The organism is Lacinutrix cladophorae, from assembly GCF_053604645.1.
This window is the reverse complement of record NZ_JBSHNR010000070.1, coordinates 104,844-127,757: the sequence shown is the minus strand read 5'-3', so window position 1 is coordinate 127,757 and position 22,914 is coordinate 104,844. Positions and strand designations below refer to the sequence as shown.

The 22,914-nt window shown below is 32.4% G+C and carries 19 protein-coding genes; 14 read left to right on the top strand and 5 right to left on the bottom strand.

Features of this window, described 5'->3' with window-relative positions; genetic code table 11:
* Positions 1 to 11 precede the first annotated feature (11 nt).
* From ACVC3Y_RS01325 to ACVC3Y_RS01285, 9 genes are all read left to right on the top strand, one after another.
* A complete protein-coding gene (locus ACVC3Y_RS01325) occupies positions 12 to 389 on the top strand; it encodes a DUF2200 domain-containing protein (protein WP_452225883.1) in 378 nt (125 codons plus the stop codon).
* Positions 390 to 621: 232 nt separating this feature from the next.
* On the top strand, positions 622 to 1,395 hold the full coding sequence (locus ACVC3Y_RS01320; protein WP_452225882.1) for an O-methyltransferase: 774 nt from the start codon (positions 622 to 624) through the stop codon (positions 1,393 to 1,395).
* Between the two features lie 103 nt (positions 1,396 to 1,498).
* Complete coding sequence (locus ACVC3Y_RS01315; protein ID WP_303425020.1) at positions 1,499 to 2,185, top strand: ABC transporter ATP-binding protein; 687 nt, start codon at positions 1,499 to 1,501, stop codon at positions 2,183 to 2,185.
* 282 nt (positions 2,186 to 2,467) lie between these two features.
* Positions 2,468 to 3,040, top strand: a complete 573-nt coding sequence (locus tag ACVC3Y_RS01310; protein WP_303425016.1) for a cob(I)yrinic acid a,c-diamide adenosyltransferase — start codon at positions 2,468 to 2,470, stop codon at positions 3,038 to 3,040.
* A gap of 154 nt (positions 3,041 to 3,194) precedes the next feature.
* On the top strand, positions 3,195 to 3,416 hold the full coding sequence (locus ACVC3Y_RS01305; protein ID WP_008272287.1) for a DUF2795 domain-containing protein: 222 nt from the start codon (positions 3,195 to 3,197) through the stop codon (positions 3,414 to 3,416).
* A gap of 272 nt (positions 3,417 to 3,688) precedes the next feature.
* On the top strand, positions 3,689 to 7,042 hold the full coding sequence (gene secA, locus ACVC3Y_RS01300; protein ID WP_452225881.1) for a preprotein translocase subunit SecA: 3,354 nt from the start codon (positions 3,689 to 3,691) through the stop codon (positions 7,040 to 7,042).
* A 562-nt stretch (positions 7,043 to 7,604) separates the two neighbouring features.
* Entirely contained in the window at positions 7,605 to 8,009 is a 405-nt protein-coding gene (locus tag ACVC3Y_RS01295; RefSeq protein WP_452225880.1) for a hypothetical protein, read from the top strand.
* Positions 8,010 to 8,197: 188 nt separating this feature from the next.
* Complete coding sequence (locus ACVC3Y_RS01290) at positions 8,198 to 12,769, top strand: malectin domain-containing carbohydrate-binding protein (RefSeq protein WP_452225879.1); 4,572 nt, start codon at positions 8,198 to 8,200, stop codon at positions 12,767 to 12,769.
* Positions 12,770 to 12,780: 11 nt separating this feature from the next.
* A complete protein-coding gene (locus ACVC3Y_RS01285; RefSeq protein WP_452225878.1) occupies positions 12,781 to 13,536 on the top strand; it encodes a T9SS type A sorting domain-containing protein in 756 nt (251 codons plus the stop codon).
* Here the strand turns inward: ACVC3Y_RS01285 and ACVC3Y_RS01280 are convergent.
* The 4 genes from ACVC3Y_RS01280 to ACVC3Y_RS01265 form a co-directional block, all read right to left on the bottom strand.
* Positions 13,530 to 14,225 (bottom strand): peptidoglycan DD-metalloendopeptidase family protein, encoded by a 696-nt coding sequence (locus ACVC3Y_RS01280; protein ID WP_452225877.1) that lies wholly within the window; start codon positions 14,223 to 14,225, stop codon positions 13,530 to 13,532. The genes ACVC3Y_RS01285 and ACVC3Y_RS01280 overlap by 7 nt on opposite strands.
* Before the next feature lie 125 nt (positions 14,226 to 14,350).
* Entirely contained in the window at positions 14,351 to 15,808 is a 1,458-nt protein-coding gene (locus tag ACVC3Y_RS01275) for a hypothetical protein (RefSeq protein WP_452225876.1), read from the bottom strand.
* A 12-nt stretch (positions 15,809 to 15,820) separates the two neighbouring features.
* Positions 15,821 to 16,384 carry a hypothetical protein gene (locus ACVC3Y_RS01270; protein WP_303424939.1) on the bottom strand — a complete coding sequence of 188 codons (564 nt, stop codon included), beginning with the start codon at positions 16,382 to 16,384 and terminating at the stop codon, positions 15,821 to 15,823.
* Entirely contained in the window at positions 16,368 to 16,919 is a 552-nt protein-coding gene (locus ACVC3Y_RS01265; RefSeq protein WP_303424937.1) for an RNA polymerase sigma factor, read from the bottom strand. Before ACVC3Y_RS01265 ends, ACVC3Y_RS01270 begins: the two co-directional genes overlap by 17 nt.
* Positions 16,920 to 17,093: 174 nt before the next feature.
* Here ACVC3Y_RS01265 and ACVC3Y_RS01260 point away from each other — a divergent pair, with 174 nt between their 5' ends.
* Together ACVC3Y_RS01260 and meaB are read left to right on the top strand one after the other, a co-directional pair.
* Complete coding sequence (locus ACVC3Y_RS01260) at positions 17,094 to 17,648, top strand: DUF2911 domain-containing protein (RefSeq protein ID WP_303424935.1); 555 nt, start codon at positions 17,094 to 17,096, stop codon at positions 17,646 to 17,648.
* An 80-nt stretch (positions 17,649 to 17,728) separates the two neighbouring features.
* A complete protein-coding gene (gene meaB, locus ACVC3Y_RS01255) occupies positions 17,729 to 18,799 on the top strand; it encodes a methylmalonyl Co-A mutase-associated GTPase MeaB (RefSeq protein ID WP_452225875.1) in 1,071 nt (356 codons plus the stop codon).
* An 8-nt stretch (positions 18,800 to 18,807) separates the two neighbouring features.
* On the opposite strand, the gene ACVC3Y_RS01250 is transcribed toward meaB, so the two are convergent.
* Positions 18,808 to 19,749 carry an NAD-dependent epimerase/dehydratase family protein gene (locus ACVC3Y_RS01250; RefSeq protein ID WP_303424929.1) on the bottom strand — a complete coding sequence of 314 codons (942 nt, stop codon included), beginning with the start codon at positions 19,747 to 19,749 and terminating at the stop codon, positions 18,808 to 18,810.
* A gap of 183 nt (positions 19,750 to 19,932) precedes the next feature.
* On the opposite strand from ACVC3Y_RS01250, the gene ACVC3Y_RS01245 reads away from it, so the two are divergent.
* The 3 genes from ACVC3Y_RS01245 to ACVC3Y_RS01235 are packed head-to-tail and all read left to right on the top strand — an operon-like array spanning position 19,933 to position 22,899.
* Positions 19,933 to 20,646, top strand: coding sequence for a glycosyltransferase family 2 protein (locus ACVC3Y_RS01245; RefSeq protein WP_303424926.1), 714 nt, complete (start codon positions 19,933 to 19,935; stop codon positions 20,644 to 20,646).
* The gene (locus ACVC3Y_RS01240; RefSeq protein ID WP_303424923.1) at positions 20,646 to 21,278 is read left to right on the top strand and encodes a lipid-A-disaccharide synthase N-terminal domain-containing protein; all 633 of its coding nucleotides are present in this window, start codon (positions 20,646 to 20,648) and stop codon (positions 21,276 to 21,278) included. Before ACVC3Y_RS01245 ends, ACVC3Y_RS01240 begins: the two co-directional genes overlap by 1 nt.
* Positions 21,262 to 22,899 (top strand): ArnT family glycosyltransferase, encoded by a 1,638-nt coding sequence (locus tag ACVC3Y_RS01235; protein WP_452225874.1) that lies wholly within the window; start codon positions 21,262 to 21,264, stop codon positions 22,897 to 22,899. The genes ACVC3Y_RS01240 and ACVC3Y_RS01235 overlap by 17 nt, the downstream gene beginning before the upstream one ends.
* Positions 22,900 to 22,914: the final 15 nt, after the last annotated feature.

Here is a 22,914-nt window from a genome sequence, read left to right as displayed (position 1 = left end):
ATCAATGAAGAATGAAAGTTACAACTGAAAAAAACGAAAAAGTTGCTCATATGATATTTACAACCATTTATCCGCTTTACTTAAATAGGTTAGAGAAAAATGGTAGAACAAAAGAAGAATTAAATCAAGTAATAGAATGGCTTACTGGATTTAACAATAAAGAGTTAGAAACACTTTTAGAAGAGAACGTAACTTTTAGAACTTTTTTTCAAAAAGCGACAATTCATCCTAACGCCCACCTGATTAAAGGAGTGGTTTGTGGCTATCGTATTGAAGAAATTGAAGATGAATTTTACACTTACAAACAATGCCGTCGTATGGAAAAGCTTATCGACGAGCTAGCTAAAGGCCGTAAAATGGAGAAAATTTTAAGAGAAGAAAAGAAATAACTTAAACCAACATAGTCGAAAGCAAAATCCTTTTCTTAAAAACATAATCCTTTCGAGCCTGCCTAAAAATCATATAAAAAAATACAAGCACACCTTAAACTTTTCACCCAACAACTCACCGCTAACAAACTACTCACTAGGAACAACAAACCAATTACCCAAAATAACTTTTGCCACATAACTTTCACCTCACTACTTTTGCCTTTTGTCTTATTACCTTTTCATCTAAACAATGCTATACCAAGCCAAACAATACCTAAAATTCTTAAAAAAATCCACCAACCAACATGGTGTACATTCTCCTTTTGTGTATAATTTGGTAACCAAATGCTTGTATAACAAAGCAAAATTAGAAGATTACAGAACTTTAAGCCAACACAGAGAAAAACTCTATCAAAACAACACTACAATATCTATAACCGATTTTGGTGCAGGAAGTCGCATCTTTAAAACCAACCAAAGGCAAGTTTCAAAAATCGCAAAAACGGCAGGTATAACAAAAAAAAGAGCACAGTTACTCTACCGAATCGCAAATTATTTTCAAACAAAAAACAGCCTTGAATTAGGCACTTCTTTAGGTTTAGCAACCACTGCTTTAAGTTTAGGAAATAAAAACGGAAACATTATAACTATAGAGGGTTGCCCAGAAACAGGTAAAATAGCAAAACAACAATTTGAAGCATTTCATATTAAAAACATAGATTTAAAAATCAATGATTTTAAAACCGAATTAACCGCTATAAAAAATCAAAAATTCGATCTTATCTATATAGATGGAAATCATCAAGAAGAAGCCACTTTAAATTACTTTAAAACCTTACTTCATAACGTTCATAATGATTCGGTCATTATTTTTGATGATATTCATTGGTCCAAACAAATGACAAAAGCTTGGAGCCTAATCCAAAAGCATCCTAAAGTAACTGTAACTATTGATACCTTTTTTTGGGGATTTGTATTTTTCCGAAAAGAACAAGAAAAAGAACATTTTACAATTAGATTGTAACATCGTAAGCTATTTAGCGTCTTACTTTATATTAGAAATATGTACCTTGCAATACCTTTACAAACTAAGGCACTTATAACTTAAAATTTTACACCTTAAATTTATGAGTAACGTTATAGAAATAAAAAATATTATTCGAGATTTTAAACTAGGAACAGAAATAGTTCACGTTTTAAAAGGAATAGATTTAAACATAGAACGTGGAGATTATGTAGCAATCATGGGACCTTCAGGTTCTGGTAAATCTACACTCATGAATCTTTTAGGATGCCTAGACACACCAACAGCAGGGAACTATTTACTAAACGGTCAAGACGTTAGTAAAATGAGTGATGATGAACTTGCCGATATTAGAAATAAAGAAATAGGCTTCGTATTTCAAACCTTCAACCTTTTACCTCGTACTACAGCACTAGACAACGTTGCGCTTCCTATGGTATATGCAGGAGCATCTAAATCTGTGCGTCATGCACGTGCTGCCGAAGTTCTTGACAATGTTGGTCTTGCAGATAGAATGGACCATAGACCAAACCAACTTTCTGGTGGACAACGCCAACGTGTAGCAGTTGGTAGAGCATTAGTAAATAAGCCTTCCATTATTCTTGCCGATGAGCCTACAGGAAATCTAGACTCTAAAACTGGAGAAGAAATTATGGGCTTATTTGACGAAATCCACAAAGCTGGAAACACTGTAATCATGGTTACGCACGAAGAAGAAATTGCAGATCATGCACATCGAGTAATTCGTTTACGTGACGGACTTATAGAAAGCGATACTAGAAATAGATAGTTTTAGCTTTTAGAATATTGTTTTTTAGCGCTTGTCATTTTTTTTTATTGGGGTAATTTGCTTTTGGTAAAAAACCAAAAGCAACCACTACAATCCTTATCACACACCAACTTACAGTTATTTTTTAATAGCAAATAAATAGACCATATTTTTGCTTGATGTTATCGTTTAAAATTCACGATGCCTCAAAAGTATTAACTTTATAACTTTTTAACCACATAACTTTTGCCTTCTCCTTTTTAACTTTTAACTTTCAACTTTCAAACTTTTACAATTATAAAAATGAAAGTATATACAAAAACAGGAGATAAAGGCACCACAGCGCTTTTTGGGGGCACAAGAGTCCCAAAACACCATATTCGTATAGAAAGCTATGGCACTGTAGACGAGCTTAACTCGCATATTGGATTAATTAGAGACCAAGAAATAAACACCAAATACAAAGAAGTGCTTATACATATACAAGATCGCCTTTTTACAGTTGGAGCAGTTTTAGCAACAGATCCAGAAAAGGCCATCCTTAAAAATGGAAAAGAACGACTTAATATTCCTAAAATCTCTTCTCAAAACATCGAACTTCTAGAAAAAGAAATGGATAGCATGAATGAAGCATTACCACAAATGACGCACTTTGTGCTTCCAGGTGGTCACCAAACCGTGTCATTCTGTCACATAGCACGATGTGTTTGTAGACGTGCAGAGCGTTTAGCAACGGCTTTAAACGATATAGAAACCATAGAACCTACTACTTTAATGTACTTAAACAGGTTATCCGACTATCTTTTTGTCTTGGCACGAAAGTTGTCTTATGATTTACAGGCAGACGAAGTAAAATGGATTCCTGAAAAGCAATAATTTTACAACCTGCAATTAGTAACACTGCAAAATACTTTAGTATCAAGTAGTTTCAGTAAAGTAGACGTTCTTTTAATTATTGAAAAAATAATCCACTTTTTTCTTGACTATTTAAACTAAAAATTTATTTTTGCAAAAATAAAATTATTTAGAAATGTATTGGACATTAGAATTAGCATCCTATTTAAGTGATGCACCTTGGCCAGCAACAAAGGACGAACTTATAGATTACGCAATCAGAACAGGAGCGCCTTTAGAAGTTGTTGAAAACTTACAAGCAATTGAAGATGAAGGAGATTCATACGACTCCATCGAAGAAATCTGGCCTGACTATCCAACAGATGAAGATTACCTCTGGAATGAGGACGAGTATTAATATCAAAAAATTACCAATAAAAAAGTCTCTTATCGAGGCTTTTTTTATTGGCTATAATTAAAATAAAATAACAACATAACGTATCTTTGAATATTAATTAAAGATTCCTAAAGGCTTTGCTTTTAGGCAACAATCAAAAATTGTAATCCTCGTAAAACGAGAAGCTTTTTTATTTCTTTAATTTTTTTCAAAAAAATACACATTAACAATCAAAAACTTATTGTTACCTCAAGTACAATCGAGAGGTCGCTTAAGTAAAAAACATACCACACATGAGTTTTTTAAATTCTGTATTAAAAGTGTTTGTTGGCGACAAGTCTAAACAAGACGTAAAAGCCATAACACCTTTAGTAAATAAAATTAAAACCTTCGAAACAGCTTTAGAAGCTTTATCTCACAATGAACTTAGAGCAAAAACTACTTTCTTTAAAGAAAAAATAGCCGAAGCACGTAAACCACTTCAAGACAAGATAGACGCACTTATAGAAGCAGCCGAAAAAGAAGAAGATATTGACAAACGTGAAGATATCTACCTAGAAGTCGATGCTATAAAAGATGATGTCTATAAAATTACTGAAGACGTTTTAAACGATATCTTACCAGAAGCTTTTGCTGTAGTAAAAGAAACTGCAAAACGTTTTACAAACAATACTTCTATAACAGTTACCGCTAATGAGTTTGACAGACTAATTTCGGGAGAGCATGATTATGTAACTTTAGAAGGAGATAATGCAACTTGGGCAAACTCTTGGGACGCTGCAGGTAAACCTATTACTTGGGACATGATTCATTATGATGTGCAATTAATTGGAGGTATTGCAATGCACCAAGGTAAAATTGCCGAAATGCATACAGGAGAAGGTAAAACACTAGTAGCAACACTACCTGTATATCTTAATGCTTTAGCTGGTCGTGGTGTACATTTAGTAACAGTAAACGATTATCTAGCAAAAAGGGATAGCGCATGGATGGCTCCAATATTCGAGTTCCATGGTATGAGTGTAGACTGTGTAGATTATCACAAACCTAATTCTGCAGCGCGTAAAAAAGCATACAATGCAGACATTACCTATGGAACAAACAATGAGTTTGGTTTCGATTACTTACGTGATAATATGGCACACAATCCAGATGATTTAGTGCAACGTCCACATCATTATGCCATTGTCGATGAGGTCGATTCGGTTTTAGTAGATGATGCAAGAACACCATTAATTATTTCTGGTCCAATACCAAAAGGAGATCAACATGAGTTTGATGCCTTAAAACCTAAAGTAGATGACATTGTTTCGGTACAACGAAAATATTTAACAGGCGTTTTAGCCGAAGCAAAAAAACTAATCGCTTCTGGTGATGAAAAAGAAGGAGGCTTTCAATTACTTCGAGTGTATAGAGGTATTCCCAAAAATAAAGCATTAATTAAGTTTTTAAGTGAAGAAGGAGTAAAACAACTACTTCAAAAAACAGAAAACTTTTACATGCAAGACAACAATCGCGAAATGCCTAAAATTGATGCGGAATTGTACTATGTAATTGAAGAAAAAAACAATCAAATAGAACTTACAGATAAAGGTATTGAATACCTTTCTGGAAAAGATAATCCAGACTTTTTTGTAATGCCAGAAATTGGTATTGAAATTGCAAAAATTGAAGCAAAAGGATTAAGTAAAGAAGCGGAAGCAGAAGAAAAAGAAGAACTATTTCGCGATTTCGGAATCAAATCCGAACGTATACATACCCTAAACCAATTACTTAAAGCATATGCGCTTTTTGAAAAAGATGTGCAATATGTAGTAATGGATAATAAAGTAATGATTGTAGACGAGCAAACTGGTCGTATTATGGATGGTCGTCGTTATTCTGACGGTTTACACCAAGCAATCGAAGCTAAAGAAAATGTAAAAATTGAAGATGCTACACAAACCTTTGCTACAGTAACACTACAAAATTACTTTAGAATGTACCGAAAACTTTCTGGTATGACAGGTACTGCTGTAACAGAAGCTGGAGAGTTCTGGGAAATTTACAAATTAGATGTTGTAGAAATTCCGACAAACAAACCAATAGCACGTGATGATAGACAAGATTTAGTATTCAAAACGAAACGTGAAAAATACAATTCTGTAATCGATGAAGTAACCAAACTATCCGAAGCTGGAAGACCTGTTTTAATTGGTACTACTAACGTAGAAATTTCGGAACTTTTAGGAAAAATGCTTTCTATTAGAAAAGTGCCTCATAACGTATTAAATGCAAAACAGCATAAAAAAGAAGCAGAAATAGTAGACGAAGCTGGAAGATCTGGTCAAGTAACCATTGCTACTAACATGGCTGGTCGTGGGACAGATATTAAATTAAGTGACGAAGTTAAAGCTGCTGGCGGTTTAGCTATTATTGGTACAGAACGTCATGATTCTCGTCGTGTAGACAGACAATTACGTGGTCGTGCTGGTCGTCAAGGAGATGTTGGTAGCTCTCAATTTTATGTTTCGTTAGAAGATAATTTGATGCGTCTTTTTGGTAGTGAACGTATTGCTAAAATGATGGATAGAATGGGATTACAAGAAGGGGAAGTGATTCAGCATTCTATGATTTCTAAATCTATTGAAAGAGCACAGAAAAAAGTAGAAGAAAATAACTTTGGGGTTCGTAAGCGTTTATTAGAATATGATGATGTCATGAATTCCCAACGTGAGGTAGTATACAAACGTAGACATCACGCATTATTTGGCGAACGTCTACGTGTAGATTTAGCCAATATGGTTTACGATACTTCTGAAAACATCACAGAAACAAACAAAGCTGCTAGTGATTTTAAGAATTTTGAATTTGAATTAATTCGTTACTTCTCTATGAGCTCTCCAATTACCGAAGCTGAATTTACAAAACTTCCTGTTCAAGAAATTGCGCAAAGAGTTTACAAAGCTGCTTTCGAACATTATAGAGCAAAAATGGAACGCAATGCAGAAATTGCTTTCCCTATTATTAAAAATGTATACGAAACGCAACGCGATAAATTTAAAAGAATAGTAGTACCATTTACAGATGGTGTGAAATCTTTACAAGTAGTTACAGATCTTGAAAAAGCCTATGAAACAAAAGGGAAACAATTAATAACAGATTTCGAAAAAAACATTACTCTAGCAATTATTGATGATGCTTGGAAAACGCATTTACGTAAAATGGATGAGTTAAAGCAATCGGTTCAATTAGCGGTACATGAACAAAAAGATCCATTATTAATTTATAAGTTTGAAGCTTTCGAATTATTTAAAACGACTATCGATCAAGTAAATAAAGATGTGATTTCTTTCTTATTTAAAGGAGAATTGCCAACCCAAGAATCTAACATTCAAGAAGCAAAAGAAACACGTAAAAAGGAAAACTTACAAACACAAAAAGAAGAAATTCCTAACCTAGATGAACGTTCTGCTCAAAATAGAGCAGCTAGTAACACACAACGTCAACCAGAAGTTGTTGAAACTATTGTACGCGACAAACCAAAAATTGGACGTAACGACAAGGTTACTATTAAACACGTTATGAGTGGTGAAAATAAAACCGTAAAATACAAACAAGCAGAACCTTTAATAGCTAAAGGCGAATGGGTTTTAATTGAAGAATAAATAATGTTTTAAAAACAGAAACCAAATACATGACTATTATTAGTCTATAGATTTTTAAATGCACACAAAAAATCCTGATATTAACCTATCAGGATTTTTTATATTAAATAGTGTGTATTGGACTTTATATTATCCTTTAAAAAAACTATGAAATCCATAAAAGCAAAATGTTAACAGAGAAATAGAATTCAATAATGCCATATAGTAAATAACATAAAACAAAAAGTAAGTAAGTAAGTAAGTAAGTAAGTAAGTAAGTAAGTAAGTAAGTAAGTAAGTAAGTAAGTAAGTAAGTAAGTAAGTAAGTAAGTAGTATACTTTACTTTTTCCGAAATTGAAGTTATTAACTTTAAAATAGAAGTTGTTATTTTGTATGGCGGTTTCATTCGTGATACTATCATTTGATACAATCATTAATCTGAATTATCTTCTGAAACTGAATTTTTTAATTAGGTACAACTAGTGATAAAAAGCACACACACCAATCACCAACTTATAAATCTTTAATTTTTTAACAAATATTTTTTTGTATCTTTAAAAATACCTAACCAAAATTGAAGATATGAGAAATTTGTTTGCCATAGCAGTAGGTCTAGTTGTTTCTGGATTAGTAGTGTTTTTATTGTATATTTTAGGACCACAATTTTTCACCTTTCCACAAGGAGCAAATCCTATGGATCCGGAATCCATTAAGCAAAATATGCACTTGATCCCAACTGGAGCAATGGTTTTAGTGATAATTGCTCACTTTTTTGGTATTATTGGAGGTATGATCGCTTCCACTGCTGTTTCAGAAACCTCACTAATTCCTGCATATATTGTTTCTGCAATTATTATTATAGGTTCAATAGGAGGTTCTTTTGCTATGTCGCACCCAACTTGGTCTGTTGTTACAGGAATGATCACTGTAATAGCAGCTTTTTTTGTTGGAAGAATAGCTGCTATTAACAAGTTAAATGAAGAATAATTAATTCTTTATAATTGACATTTTTTCCCATAAACAAAACAACCGATTTTATTCCTTTTCAACGAATATACTTCAGGATGTAACGTAGTCTATTCAATATTTCATAAATTTATTTCGTTGTTAGAAATAACAAAAAACTCTTATATTTTTTTCGATTAATAGCACTTAATAAAAAACGAAAAAAAATTATGAAGCTTTATCTTGCATTAAAGCGAAATTTTGTGCTATTTATCTTAATTTCCGCAGTCCTTTTTTCTTCAAAAACACTAGCTCAAACAATTAGTTTTGGAGCTTCTGGATTAGTTGGAGAATCTGTACTTAATCCAACTTCACTAGAGTTTGGTCCAGACAATAGACTGTATATTGCACAACAAGATGGTAAAATTTGGGCATATACTATTATTAGAGATGCTGCTACATCTGGAAACGGGACTTACACTATTACAAATACAGAAGAAATTACAACAATACAAACAGGTATTGTTAATCATGATGATTCTGGAATTTCAAACACAACCCAGCAACGCTTAATCACAGGAATAGCAACTGCTGGAACTGCAACAAATCCTATTCTTTATGTTACCTCTTCCGATTTTTTATTTGGAGGTGGAGGTGCTGGTAGTGACACCAATTTAGATACTAATTCTGGAATACTCTCAAAATTAGAATGGAATGGTACCTCGTGGGATAAAGTAGATTTAATTAGAGGTTTGCCGCGTTGTGAAGAAAATCACGCCATAAATGGATTAGATATTTTTGAGCGTTCTGGAAACACTTATCTATTAATAGTACAAGGGGGAAATACGAATAAAGGCGCACCAAGTAATAATTTTGCTGGTACTCCAGAATACTTTTTATCTGCTTCCATGCTAATTGTTAATCTTACACAATTAGATGCCATGCCAACCTATACAGACCCAAGAAACAATACCGATTATGTATATGATTTACCAACATTAAACGATCCTACAAGATTAGATATAGATAAGACACATGCAAACTTCCCGTATCCTGTTGGTCATCCATTACGAGATGCAACCATAGATATAAACGACCCTTTTGGCGGAAACAATAGTTTAAATCAAGCTTTTCCTGAAACAGGAGGCCCAATTCAACTGTTTGCACCAGGTTTCAGAAATGCCTATGATGTTGTTGTCACCGAAAATGGAAGAATTTACACTTCAGATAATGGCCCAAACTCGCTTTGGGGTGGTATTCCAAAAATATACGACAGTGCTACAAACAATTTTCTTGGAGACGAAAGCACTATTACTTTCGACCCTCTAAATCATTATATAAAAAATGAAATGAATGAGTCTGGGAGTAGCTTAATTGGAGACCCATTACATTATGTAGGTACTACTAATGATGCCAATAAAACTTATTATGGAGGCCATCCAATACCTATTAATGCATTTCCTTCTAGAGCAGAAGTAATTGCCTATGAAAAAATAAATGGTTCCTGGGTTGCTACTAGTACAAATACATTACAATCTTTACTTTCTGGAACTTCAGGATATTTTAATTCTTCTTTTACTATTGGTGACTTTCCAGATGACCCTCGTTTAGCTGAATATCTAGTAGATGAACCTATTGCAAGTACTAAAAATAATATTTTAGATGTTAGACCATCATCTACTAATGGTATATTAGAATATACAGCAACAAACTTTAATGGTGTCATGCAAGGAAATATACTAACAGCTTCTTTTAATGGCGATATTAACAGGTATGTACTAAATGCTGCAGGAGATAATGTAATAGAACAAGAAGTTATTTTTAGTGGCTTTGGAGCTTTACCACTAGACATTACAGCGCAAAATGATAGTGATATTTTTCCAGGTACAGTTTGGGCTGCAACTTATGGAGCAAATAACATTACTGTTTTTGAACCATCTGACTTAGATTGTACACAACCCGGAGAACCAGGATACGATGCACTTGCAGACAATGATGGGGATGGCTTTTCGAATCAAGATGAAATTGATAACGGAACCAATATTTGTTCACAAGGAAGTAAACCAAATGATAATGATGGCGACTTCATTTCCGATTTAAACGATCCCGATGATGACAATGATACTATTTTAGATGTCAATGATGTATTTGCACTAGATGCTAATAACGGCTTAACAACAAGTCTGCCTATAGATTATCCATTTTGGAATAATGATCCAGGAACTGGCTTTTTTGGTTTAGGTTTTACAGGTTTAATACTAGACCCTTCTGGAACAACAGATTACTTATCACAATACATAGAAGACAACTTGTCTTTTGGAGGTGCTGCGGGTAAAGCCACGGTGGATTTAGTTACCGGTGGAGATGCTACAACAAATAATCAGAAAAATGGTTTTCAGTTTGGCGTAAATGTAGATACAAACTCTACTCCTTTTACTATTCATTCTAAAATTGAATCGCCTTTTTTTGGTATTAATGGCTCACAAACACAGCCTATAGATTCTCAATCTTATGGTATTAGTTTTGGAAATGGAGACCAAGACAACTATTTAAAACTTGTTTTAATGAATGGAACAAGTAATGCCGATACAGTACATGGATTACAAGTATTATTAGAAGACAATGGTGTCGTTACAACTAACAATACTTATGATGTTCCTGGAATATTAAATGCTGGATCTGTTGGTTTATACTTTAGTATAGATCCTGCAGCAAATACAGCACAACCTTTTTATTCTATAGATGATGGACAAACATTACTTGTTTTAGGAAGCCCAATATCTTTACCTACCAACTTTTTAGATCCCTTAGACAACAAAGGATTAGCCATTGGAATGATTTCAACCGCTAGAGATGCTACAAGTAGTTCTTCAAACCCATTTACTGCAACTTGGGATTATATAGAAGTTTACGAAAACCAAAACGGAATATTATCCTCCAATCCGACCCCTTTAGATTTCGGATTAACTCCTACAATAAATTCTTTAAGAACGAAACCTCTTAATGTTAGTAATGAAGGAGGCCCTACAGATGATCCTATAACCATTACAGCCCTTAACTTTTCTGGTACAGATGCAGCTATGTTTTCAACCGATGTTTCGTTACCATTAACTATTAACGCAGGAACCAATGAAGACTTGCCAATTCATTTTATATCAAACAGTCTTTTAGGTGTAAAAAATGCGACTTTACAAATTGTACATTCTGGGAACAACTCTCCTATTCAAGTTAATCTTACAGGAGAAATTACAGATACATTTTCGCCAATAGTACGAATTAATGCTGGAGGTCCTTTAGTCACTGCAAGCGATTCTGGTCCAGATTGGGAGGCTAACAATACTAATGGCACTTTTACAGGCACATCTTATGCTGTTTCTTCAGGATCTAGATATGCTATTTCAACACTAGATTATACGTATAAAGACACATCTATTCCATCATATATAGACCAAACTACTTATGAAACAGTTATGAACTCGCAACGTAGTATTAGTGCTAGCTCAAACCCTATGGTGTTTTCTATTCCAGTACCTAATGGGGATTATATTGTTAATTTTTATGTTGCTAATTTATATAATGGAACTTCTAATCCTGAGGAACGCTTTTTTAGCGTAGATATTGAAAACCAACGCTTTTTAGAAAACATTGATGTTTCCTCAAGATTTGGTCATAGAATTGCTGGAATGATTCAACACAATGTACTCGTATTAGATGGGATTCTAGAAATTGAGTTTTTTAGAAATTTAGAAAATCCAATGGTGAATGCTATTGAAATTCTAGCTTTACAAGCTTCCGATATTATTATCGATCCTATTGCAGATATTACTAGCTGTGCCTTAGAAATTTCAGACTTTTCTGCAATTGCAAATGGAGGAAGCACTTCTGAAAACTTTACTTATGCCATTAGCGGACAACCAAGTGGATTGCAAATAGAACCAACCAATGGGCTAATTTTTGGAACCATTGATGCTAGTGCTACAACTGGAGGATTAAATAGTGATGGCATACATCAAGTGACGGTTACGGTATCGAAACCTGGAAGTATGGATGCTATTGAAACTTTTCTTTGGACAGTTCTTGAGGACACTGAAGCTCCAATGATTACTTGCCCAGAAAACATGGAAGAAATTGTAGCAAATGGGACTACAGAAATATCATTAACCATTATAGAACCTACTGCAACAGATAATTGCTCGGCAGCAATTACATATTCTGGAATTAGAAGTGATGCCTTATTATTAACAGACCCTTTTCCTTTAGGAGATACAACTATTACATGGACTGCAACAGATGCAGCAGGCAATGATTCCCTAACTTGCCAACAAACCGTAAGTGTCACTTCAACATATAGCCTATTTTTAAATGTTTCCCTTCAAGGAAGAACAGATTATTCTGGAAACTATTCGGTTATTATTTATGATATTAATGATTTAGTTACTCCTATACATACCTTAAACGAAACGGCTAATGCAGCAGGAACGATCACTATAAGTACCGAAATTCTTCCTGGGAATTATAAAGTATTAGTAAAACATGCAATGTATTTACAGCGTCTAATTACCATCAATGTAATTGGTAATCAAACAGAAATGATTCCTCAATTATTAGCTGGAGATACAAATAATGATAATGCGATTAACTTTTTTGATTTTGGGATATTATCGAGTACTTATGGATTAAATTCTACTCAATCAGGATATGACAGTCGAGCAGATTTTGACAACAATTTAAATATAAACTTTTTTGACTTTGGAATATTTTCTGGAAACTATGGTGTTTCAGGAGAAACACAAAATGATTAAAACAATCTAATATGAAAACTTTAAAATTACTTATACTATTCTTTTTTATTGCTGGTGCAAATTTAAAAGCACAAACAGTAGATCTCGTTGCAAATGTAGATGCCATTCCCCCTTTATCTGTTGGCCAAACATTTACTTATACCATTCAAGCTGTGGCTGGTACTACACCTTACAGGGTGGTACAACTTTATTTAGAATTTAATGAAACTGTTATACAGTTAAATAGTTTAACTCCAGACAATACAGATTTAAATATTCCTTTATCTAACGACACGAGTGTGCCTGGTGTTATTAGATATTCCGCTGGCGCTTTTAATGATGTATTTGGAACTACTACATTATTTACTGCTGTTTTTGAAGTAATAAACACAACTGAAAGTGTTATGATAGAACATGTATTATACTCTAATGCAGAACCAAATGGAACTGGAGTTTCCAACACTTCTGCAGAAAATATTACAGGATCTACAAATAATATTATTATAGCTACACTTTCTACAAACCAAAATGATTTTAGAGATTCTTTTTCTGTATTTCCTAATCCTGTTAGCGATGTGCTTTATATAAAAACAAATACAGCATCAGAAATTGAAAATATTACCATACATAGTATCGATGGTAAACGCATCCAGCAAATAAACAGTATAAATACTATGGGGAACCAAATAGCTATTCCAGTTAGAAATCTAAAAGAAGCTTTATATTTTGTAACCATAACATCTACAGAAAATGAAGCAGTCACATTTAAAGTACTTATTAATCAATAGTTTAGTTTTAGTAGAGTGTTAAGATCTGGGCAGTTTTTTTTAAACTTGTCCAGATTTTTTTTGTTACAAACTCCAGGATAATCGCCATAATTACCCTCTAAATCTCTTATAATTTGAAAATGTAAATGTGGTGCATAATCACCATTAACAGATGCTTCCCCTAATGTAGCAATACAATCTCCTGCTTTAAAAGTTTGCCCAATTTTTAAATTTGCAATAGATATTAAACTCAAATGGCCATAAAGTGTAAAGAAAGATTCTCCTTTAATATTGTGAATTAAAATAATAGTAGGACCATAATCGCCAAAATTGGTGTTATTTTTAAAACTATGTACAGTAGCATCTAAAGGCGTATATATTTTAGTCCCAGCAGCAATCCATAAATCTACACCTAAATGTATGTTTCGTTCATGCTCACTGTTTTCTTGATTAAAATAAAGACTTCTCTTATATAGGTTTCTCTTCTCTAAATAACCTCCAAAAGCAACTGTTTTGTTATTTTTTTCAAGGTAATTATTTATATACTCTTGCCAAGTATTAGAAGAAGAGATGTCAAACTTTTTTAAGTCTGGATTATCTTCAGATAAATCTATTGAAATATATTGGGAATTAGAAATAGCTGCATCTAATACACGAAGAGGTTTTGCAGAAATACTATTTAAAAATAGAGAGAAATCTTCAGAATACATACAATACTAGTTTCTTTCAAAAGTAAGTATAAAGGAATAAAAATTGAAGAATAAAATTTTATAATTGGGAACCTGTTTCAATATCTAAAAAAACTCTAAATAAAAAAACATGAAGTTAAATAAGCTTATTTTTTTACTATAACATTACTATACTTTGCATTAATAACAATGGTTTTATTACTATCACTACTTACCGTTTTACTAGAAGTGCTTTCGTTGTTAAAAATAGATTTTGTGCCTTTATAAAACAAATTAAAATCGCCTTGTGGTAGTTTCACATTGGCTTCGCTGTTTTCGAGAACAAGATTAATATTTTTAAAATCACTAGATATATTACCAATCACCAAATCTCCAAAACTACCATCAATTATTGCATTACTCACTACATTTTTAATACTAACATTCGATGAATTTGCACTTAAAACCAAGCTGTTTGCTGTTTCAACTTTAGCTTGATCGACATAATTAAGATGTAATTCACCAGCATTCCAGTTTGAAATTTTAACTGGAGAATAAGAAACATTGATGGAAGTCTGGCTTCCATCAATGGTATTTGCTGTAAAATTAGAATGTGAAACATCTGCTTTTAAATCATGTATTACAGAGGTTAAATTAAGTTCACCATGTCTTACATTTAATTTAAGTTTTGCTTTTTTAGGCATCTTAATTTTTATTGTTTTCTTTACTTTTAGGTTTGTTTTTTTGGATCTTGAAAATAATTCTTCATTATTATCTTCTTGACTTTCTTGTCCAAAAGCTCTTTCTATAGATTCTTCAAGACGTTTTCCAAATGCTTCCCCCCAAGCTTCCATGTTTTCTTCGAAGTCGCTATCTTCAATAGATTTTTCTAAATCTTTCCCCCATTTTTCCATTCTTTTTTCAAAGTCATTTCCAAACTGCTCTTCAAAATTTTCACCAAATTGTTCTCCCCAAGCTTCCATTTTCTTTTCGTATGCTTTCCAATCTTTTTCATCAAACTTTTTTGCCCAATTTTCCATTTTATAAGCATACTCTTTTCCATATTTATCTTCGTACTCTTTGCTCCATTTTTCTAGATAATCTTCTCCTTCTTCTTGGTATTTTTCATAATCAAAATTAAAATTATTCATGCCATCTGGTAAATCTGGAAGATTAGGCATTTTTGGCATATCGGATAAATTTAACGATTCCATTAATCCTTCTACTAAAGGCATAACTGGTAAATCTGCTAGCTTAAACTCTAACTCTTTTAAAGCTTCTAAGGAGTTCTCATCAAAAATCGAGACACTTTCATTAGACCAGGAATTTAATACTCCTTCGGTTTCTATAGTAACTAATTGTTTCGATCCATTTACTTGTACTTGCCAAGCATCATACACCTTTTGTAGTTCTTCTTTGGATAGTAAATCGCTTTCTATATAAGCTTCAATTTCAATAATATCTTTGTTCCAAGTTTCTATTTCAATATTGGTGTGGCTTGTGTTTAATTCAACTACTACGTCTTTATTTACATTTATAGATTGTGATATTTTTTCAAGTTTTTGCTGTGCTACACTACTTAAAGCGACAAAAAGCATCAGAATTGTTATTCTTAAATTTTTCATTTTTATATGTTTTTAAATGACCTCTTGATTGGTATCAAGTGTACTTAATGTTTTTAATTGTTCTCTTAATCGGTGTAATAAGTTTAATCTAAATTTTAAATTATCGATAAGCGCATTAATGGTTTGTTCGGTTGGACCATTTTGTGTTAACTCTACAGATAGTTTACCGTATTCTTTTTTTAAATCTTCTAAGCGTTGAACATAACCGTCAAACATTTCTTTGTTTTCTGGTGTTAGTTTTACTTTAGATAATTCTAGATTAATATTTGCTAAGTAATAATCTTCCACTTTTTTTAAGTCTGGAGAAACATCCCCTAGGGTTTTCGTATTTTCCACTGTTGCTACATTATTATCTATAGTGACTGCTGGATTATTAAAATATTTAAAAGCGCCAAAACTTAAACCTATAAAGACTACTACACTTGCAGCTATTTGCATCCAATTAAATTTTGGTTTTTGAGCTTCTGGTAATGCTTTATTTAGCTTATCAAGAAATCTAGCTTCATGATTTTTTGGCATTTTTTTGTTATGCTCTTGCAAATCTTGCTTTAATAAATCTCTAATATCTTGTGCCATCTTTTTTGTGTTTTAATAATTCTTGCAATTTTTGTTTTCCTCTAGATAACTGGGTTCTAGATGCAACTTGCGAGATATCTAAAATTTCAGAAATCTCTTGATGATCATAACCTTCCATTAAAAAAAGAGTAAGAACATATCGGTATTTTTCTGGTAATGTATCTATTGCATTTTTAACTTCTGCAACAGTTATTGTATCATCTACCAACCATTCGTCATTATTTGGTGTATCAATTACTTTTAAGTGCACTTCTTCTAATGCAACCACTTGTTGCTTTTTAGATTTCAAATAATCAATACTTTTATTAACAACAATACGTTTTAACCAAGCACCAAAAGTTACTTCTGCTTTATATTGATGTAGTTTAGAAAACGCTTTAATAAAAGCCTCTTGTACTACATCTTCTGCTTCTGCTGCATCCTTAACAAATCGATTAGCAACAATATACATCCCATTGCAATACTGGTTGTACAACTGCATTTGTGCTAGTCGGTTGTTTTGTTTACATTTTTCAATAATTTCCGTTTGAAACACGCTTTTCAATTATGGTTTTTGGTTTGTTCTCCTTAAAGACGATTAAAAAATTGTTGTGTTGCAAAAAAGATAATATTTTTTTTAAATAATTGGTAAGAAATTTGCATTACCTTTTTAAAGATGCTTACTTTAAAGTATCTTTACACTCGTAAATTTTATTTAAAAAAATTTAAAATGAATAGGTTTTTAAAATGGGTTATTGGATTATTAGCAGTTGCATTGGTTGCTGTTTCTATTTATTCGTATAAGAACGATGGTTTATTTAGCCAACGATTAAGTCCTGAAAAAACGGTTAGTTTTCAAGTTGAAGATATTAAACTCCAGGTTTTTTACAATAGACCATCTAAAAGAGATCGCGAAGTTTTTGGAGCACTTGTACCGTATAACCAAGTTTGGCGTACAGGAGCGAACGAAGCTACTACATTTGAAACCAATAAACCTTTAAAAATAGGCAAAGATTCCCTTCCTGCTGGAAAATATACAATTTGGACTATACCAAACGACACTGCATGGAATGTCATGTTTAACTCTAAACAATATTCTTGGGGAGTAGATATGGAAATGAAACCAATGCGTGTTCCAGAATTTGATATTGTAAACATTAGTGTTCCTGTTAAAAAGATTGATACAACTGTAGAGCAATTCACTATTGGTTTCGATAACTCTACAGACAACTTATCGCTAACCATGGCTTGGGATAATACGATGGTTGTGGTTCCGTTAAAGTAAACTTACATTCCCATTTCGATTCTCACTTGTTTTATTTCAAAAAATAAGAGATACATTTAGAATTAAAGAACAATAACAAAGTGGCAAAACAAAAAAAATCTGCTTTACAAGAAAAAGAAGGTGTTTCAGTAAGTGAAATTACCAATGCTACTTCTATTCAAAACATTAAACAAAAACGAAAAGCACAACCAAGTGCACAAGATTTAGTTTCGCAGATTTTAAAAGGAAATATTACTGCATTAAGTAGAGCCATTACTTTAGTAGAAAGTAAAAACGCTGCGCATTTAGAAAAAGCAAACATCATAATTAAAGCCTGTTTAGCCCATGCCAATAAATCGGTTCGCGTAGGTATTACCGGAGTTCCTGGAGTTGGAAAAAGCACCTTTATTGAAGCTTTTGGAACGTATTTAACAAGTCAAAAGAAAAAAGTTGCTGTCTTAGCTATTGATCCTAGTAGTTCGCTAACCAAAGGAAGTATTCTTGGTGACAAAACCAGAATGGAAGACTTGGTGAAAGATAAAAATGCATTTATAAGACCTTCACCTTCTGGAGAATCTCTTGGTGGTGTTGCAAGAAAAACGCGAGAAACGATTATTCTTTGTGAAGCTGCTGGTTTTGATACTATTATTATTGAAACCGTTGGTGTTGGACAAAGTGAAACTGCGGTACATAGTATGGTCGATTTCTTTTTACTGCTAAAACTCGCTGGAGCTGGAGACGAATTACAAGGTATAAAACGCGGTATTATTGAAATGGCGGATGCTATTGCTATTAATAAAGCAGATGGCGATAACGAAAAAAGAGCAAAACTTGCAAAAGTAGAATTCAACAGAGCGCTTCACCTCTATCCTGAAAAAGATTCAGGTTGGCAACCTAAAGTTTCTTTATGTAGTGCGTTACACAACCAAGGTATTGCAGAAATTTGGACAATTATTGAAGAGTACATTTCTATTACCTCTAAAAACAATTACCTTAACCATAAACGAAACGAGCAAAATAAGTTTTGGCTTCTTCAAACTATTGAAAACCGTTTAAAAACGGATTTCTTCAACAATGAAAAAATTAAAGATGCTCTACAAATACAGTTGCAACGTATTGAAGACAACGAAACAACTCCATTTGCTGCTGCAGATTATTTGTTAAGCTTATAAAAAATAAGTTACAAAAAATACTCCTTATACCAATTCACCTGCGCTTCAACACCTTGCAATAGTGTCGTTTTCGGATTGTAATTCAGTAATTTTCTAGCTTTATCAATATTTGCTTTTGTTCGTAATTGGTCTCCTGCTCTTGCTTCTACATGATTAATTTTTATAGACTTACCAATCACTTTTTCAACAGCTTCAATACCTTCTTGTGTTGTATGTTCTACTTCTGTACCAAGATTAATAATTTCACCATCTACTTTAGCTTCATTATTAATAACACTTACAACACCATCAACAATATCGCCAACATAAGTAAAGCTTCGTAAGTGACTTGCACTACCATCATAAAGCGGAAAAGCATCATCATTAAAAGCACAAGCAATAAGCTTAGTATACATTTTTTCTGGTCTTTCTCTTGGTCCAATAACCGAGTACAAGCGCAAAGAACAAGATTTAAAATGTTTCTCTCTACTTTTTTGAAGTACTAATTGTTCTGCTGCTAATTTAGTTACCCCATAATGTGAAGCAGGTTTTGGAGCTATATCCTCTGGAAAAGTAGCTTGTAAGCCATAGATAGAAGAAGTACCAATATTTACAAAAAGCGCTAAATCGTTTAAAGTAAGTGCATAATCAATTAGGTTTTTTGTTGCGATTATATTGTTAGTAAAATAATCTTCGAAAGTCGATGTTTTAGAAATCCCTGGTTGGGCAGCGTAATGAAAGATATATTGGATGTCTTTAGGTAGCACTTCCGCTAAATTCACATCCCTTAAATCTGCATTAATTACTGTAATACCTTTGTCGCTTAGGGCTTTTTCATTTAGTTTTTTTAATTCTAAACTATAATAAGGCGAAAAATTATCTATACCAATAACTTCATGTCCTAAATCATGTAAACGTTCGGCAGTATGCGAACCTATAAAGCCTGCAGCTCCAGTAATTAATATTTTCATGTGTCTATTCTATTTTTTTTAACGGTCACATGGTGCTTCCAAGTTTAGTCATTCGTTTTAATATTAAATGCTAGTTATGAAAGGTTCATATAAGAGTATTATATTACAAAGAAACATATTTTTTTTTATAAAGAATTTCTATTCCTTAAAAAAGAATACATTTGTATAATTAATTCCTTTTTTATGAATTTTCAATTTACCATTATTGTTCCTGTTTATAATGAGGAAGACAATTTATTACGAGTTGAAAAAGAATTACTTGCATATACTAAAATCGCAATTAAAACTACCAAAATACTATTTGTTAATGATGGTTCTAAAGACAAAAGCCAAGAATTAATTGAAACCATTTGTAATAGAAATCCTGAATTTTCATATATTTCTTTCGAAAAAAATAGCGGTTTAAGTGCTGCTATAAAAGCTGGTTTCGATTATACCGACACCGAATTAGTTGGTTACATAGATAGTGATTTACAAACTGCACCTGAAGACTTCAACTTGCTTTTAAAAGATATTGGCACTTACGATTTAGTAACTGGGGTTCGTGCTAACCGAAAAGACAGTTTTGTAAAAAACCTGTCTTCAATCATTGCAAATGGAATTAGAAGGAGCTTTACCCATGATGGTATGGATGACACTGGCTGTCCTTTAAAAGTTATAAAAACAGAATATGCCAAACGCATTCCAATGTTTAAAGGCTTACATCGCTTTTTACCTGCTATGATTTTATTGCAAAACGGAAAAATAACACAAGTTCCTGTGCAACACTTTCCAAGAATAGCTGGCCAAGCAAATTTTGGTGTTTGGAATAGATTACTTGGTCCATTAACAGATTGTTTTGCTTATCTATGGATGAAGAAAAAACACATTAATTATTCCGTTGAAAAACAAGGTTAATGAACAACTGGATAATATATAGCATAGGGTTTACTGCACAAATATTATTCTCCTCTAGATTAATAATACAATGGATTACTAGCGAAAAACAAAAACAAGTATCAACACCAACTTTATTCTGGACATTAAGTTTATTTGCCTCTTTTCTTTTATTTGTTTATGGTTATTTACGCGACGATTTTGCTATAATGCTTGGTCAAGGTCTCACCTATTTTATTTATATACGAAATTTACAATTACAAAATCAGTGGGAAAAATTCCCTAAAATAATGCGTTGGTTATTGCTTTTGGTTCCTGTCTTTATTTCTATCTTTTATTTTAACAACAATACCATAGATGTAGATCGCTTATTTAAAAACGAAGCCATTCCGTTTTGGTTATTAATACTTGGTATAGTCTCGCAAGTAGTATTTACCTTGCGTTTTGTATACCAATGGTTATATTCTGAAAAACATAAAGAATCTTCTTTGCCTTTTGGTTTTTGGCTTTTAAGTTTAATTGGTTCCATTTTAATATTAACTTATGCTACTATTAGAAGAGATCCTGTTTTATTCATTGGTCAGCTTTTTGGAGCAGTTATTTATAGTAGGAATTTAATGCTATTAAAAAAGAATTATGTTAAAAGCACTTGAAAAATACCCAATTCTTAGTGTTTGTATTTTGGTAGCAATTATGCTTTTACCAAATTTAGAAACCATTTCTGTTTCTATTATGGAAGCTCGAAACTTTATTACTGCTCGCGAAATGATAGTAGATAATAACTGGCTTTTAACGACTATGAATGGAGAAGCCAGGTACCAAAAACCACCTTTACCTACCTGGCTTGCCGCGATTTCTAGTTTAATTTTTGGAATAAAAAGCATTTTTGGCTTACGATTACCAGCTGCAATTATGGTTATGCTTATGGGTAGTTTTATGTATAAACTGTCGTATCAAATACTTAAAAAGAATAGACATAGTTTTATAAATGCACTAATTGTTATTAGCGCATTCTATGTTATTGCAATAATTATTGAAGCGCCTTGGGATATTTTTACTCATGGTTTTATGCTAGTGGCAATCTATCATTTATTTCTACTTTTTAAATCCGAAAAAAACTATTGGAAACATTCCCTCTTTGCAGGAATTTTTATTGGTTCCTCCTTTATGTGTAAAGGCCCAGTTTCTATGTATGCTTTGCTGCTTCCATTTTTAATTGCCTATGGTTTTACTTTTAAATTTAGTAATTTTAAAACAAAAGCTTTTTCCTATTTTAGCGTCCTCTTATTAGCTTTAATAATTGGTTCTTGGTGGTTTATATACGTAAGAATGGAAGACCCTGCGACTTTTGAAGCGATTACAAAAAAAGAAACGGGCAATTGGTCTAGTTATAATGTAAGACCATTTTATTACTATTGGAGCTTTTTTACTCAAAGCGGACTATGGACTATCCCAGCGTTTATTAGCTTACTGTATCCGTATTTAAAACACAGAGTGAGTAATAAAAAAGCCTATACATTTTCTTTTTTATGGACCATAATTGCTGTGGTGTTACTCTCTGTAATTCCTGAAAAAAAATCACGCTATCTCATGCCTGTTTTAATTCCATTGGCTATAAATATTGGGTTTTATATGGAGTATTTATTCCGAAAATTTAAACACTTAAAAAATAAAAAAGAAACTATTCCTGTATATTTTAATTTTGGATTAATTGGTTGCATCGGTATTGTTTTTCCTATAGTAGCATATCTCTTTTTAAAAGATAATTTAGCTGGGTATTGGTTTTGGTATCTACTAGCTTCTTTAATTTTGGTGCCACTAGGTATTTTAATTTTAATTCATTTAAAAAGAAAAAACATACAACAGGTTTTTATGTATACTGTACTATTCTTTGCTTCTATTACACTTACTGTTTCACCATTAAGCAAAGCTTTAATTAGTAGTAATTATACTCCTATTTCAAATTTAAAAAAAGAAGCTTCTGCTACAAATTTAAACGTGTATTCTTTTAATTATGTTTCCCCAGAAATGATTTGGCAATTTGGCAGTAAGATCCCAAATATAAAACAGGCCGAAAACACCTATAACTTTCCAAAAGAAAATACTTTTGGCATGCTAACTAATGGCATATCACCTGAAGATCAAGCCAAGTTAAATACCATATATACTATCGAAAAAATATCAACTTACGATCTAAATACTGCTGCCCTTGGTTCTAGTTCTCATAATGGTAGATTATCATGTAATTACTATGTACTAACTAAAAAAGAGTAAAATGAATACGTTTTT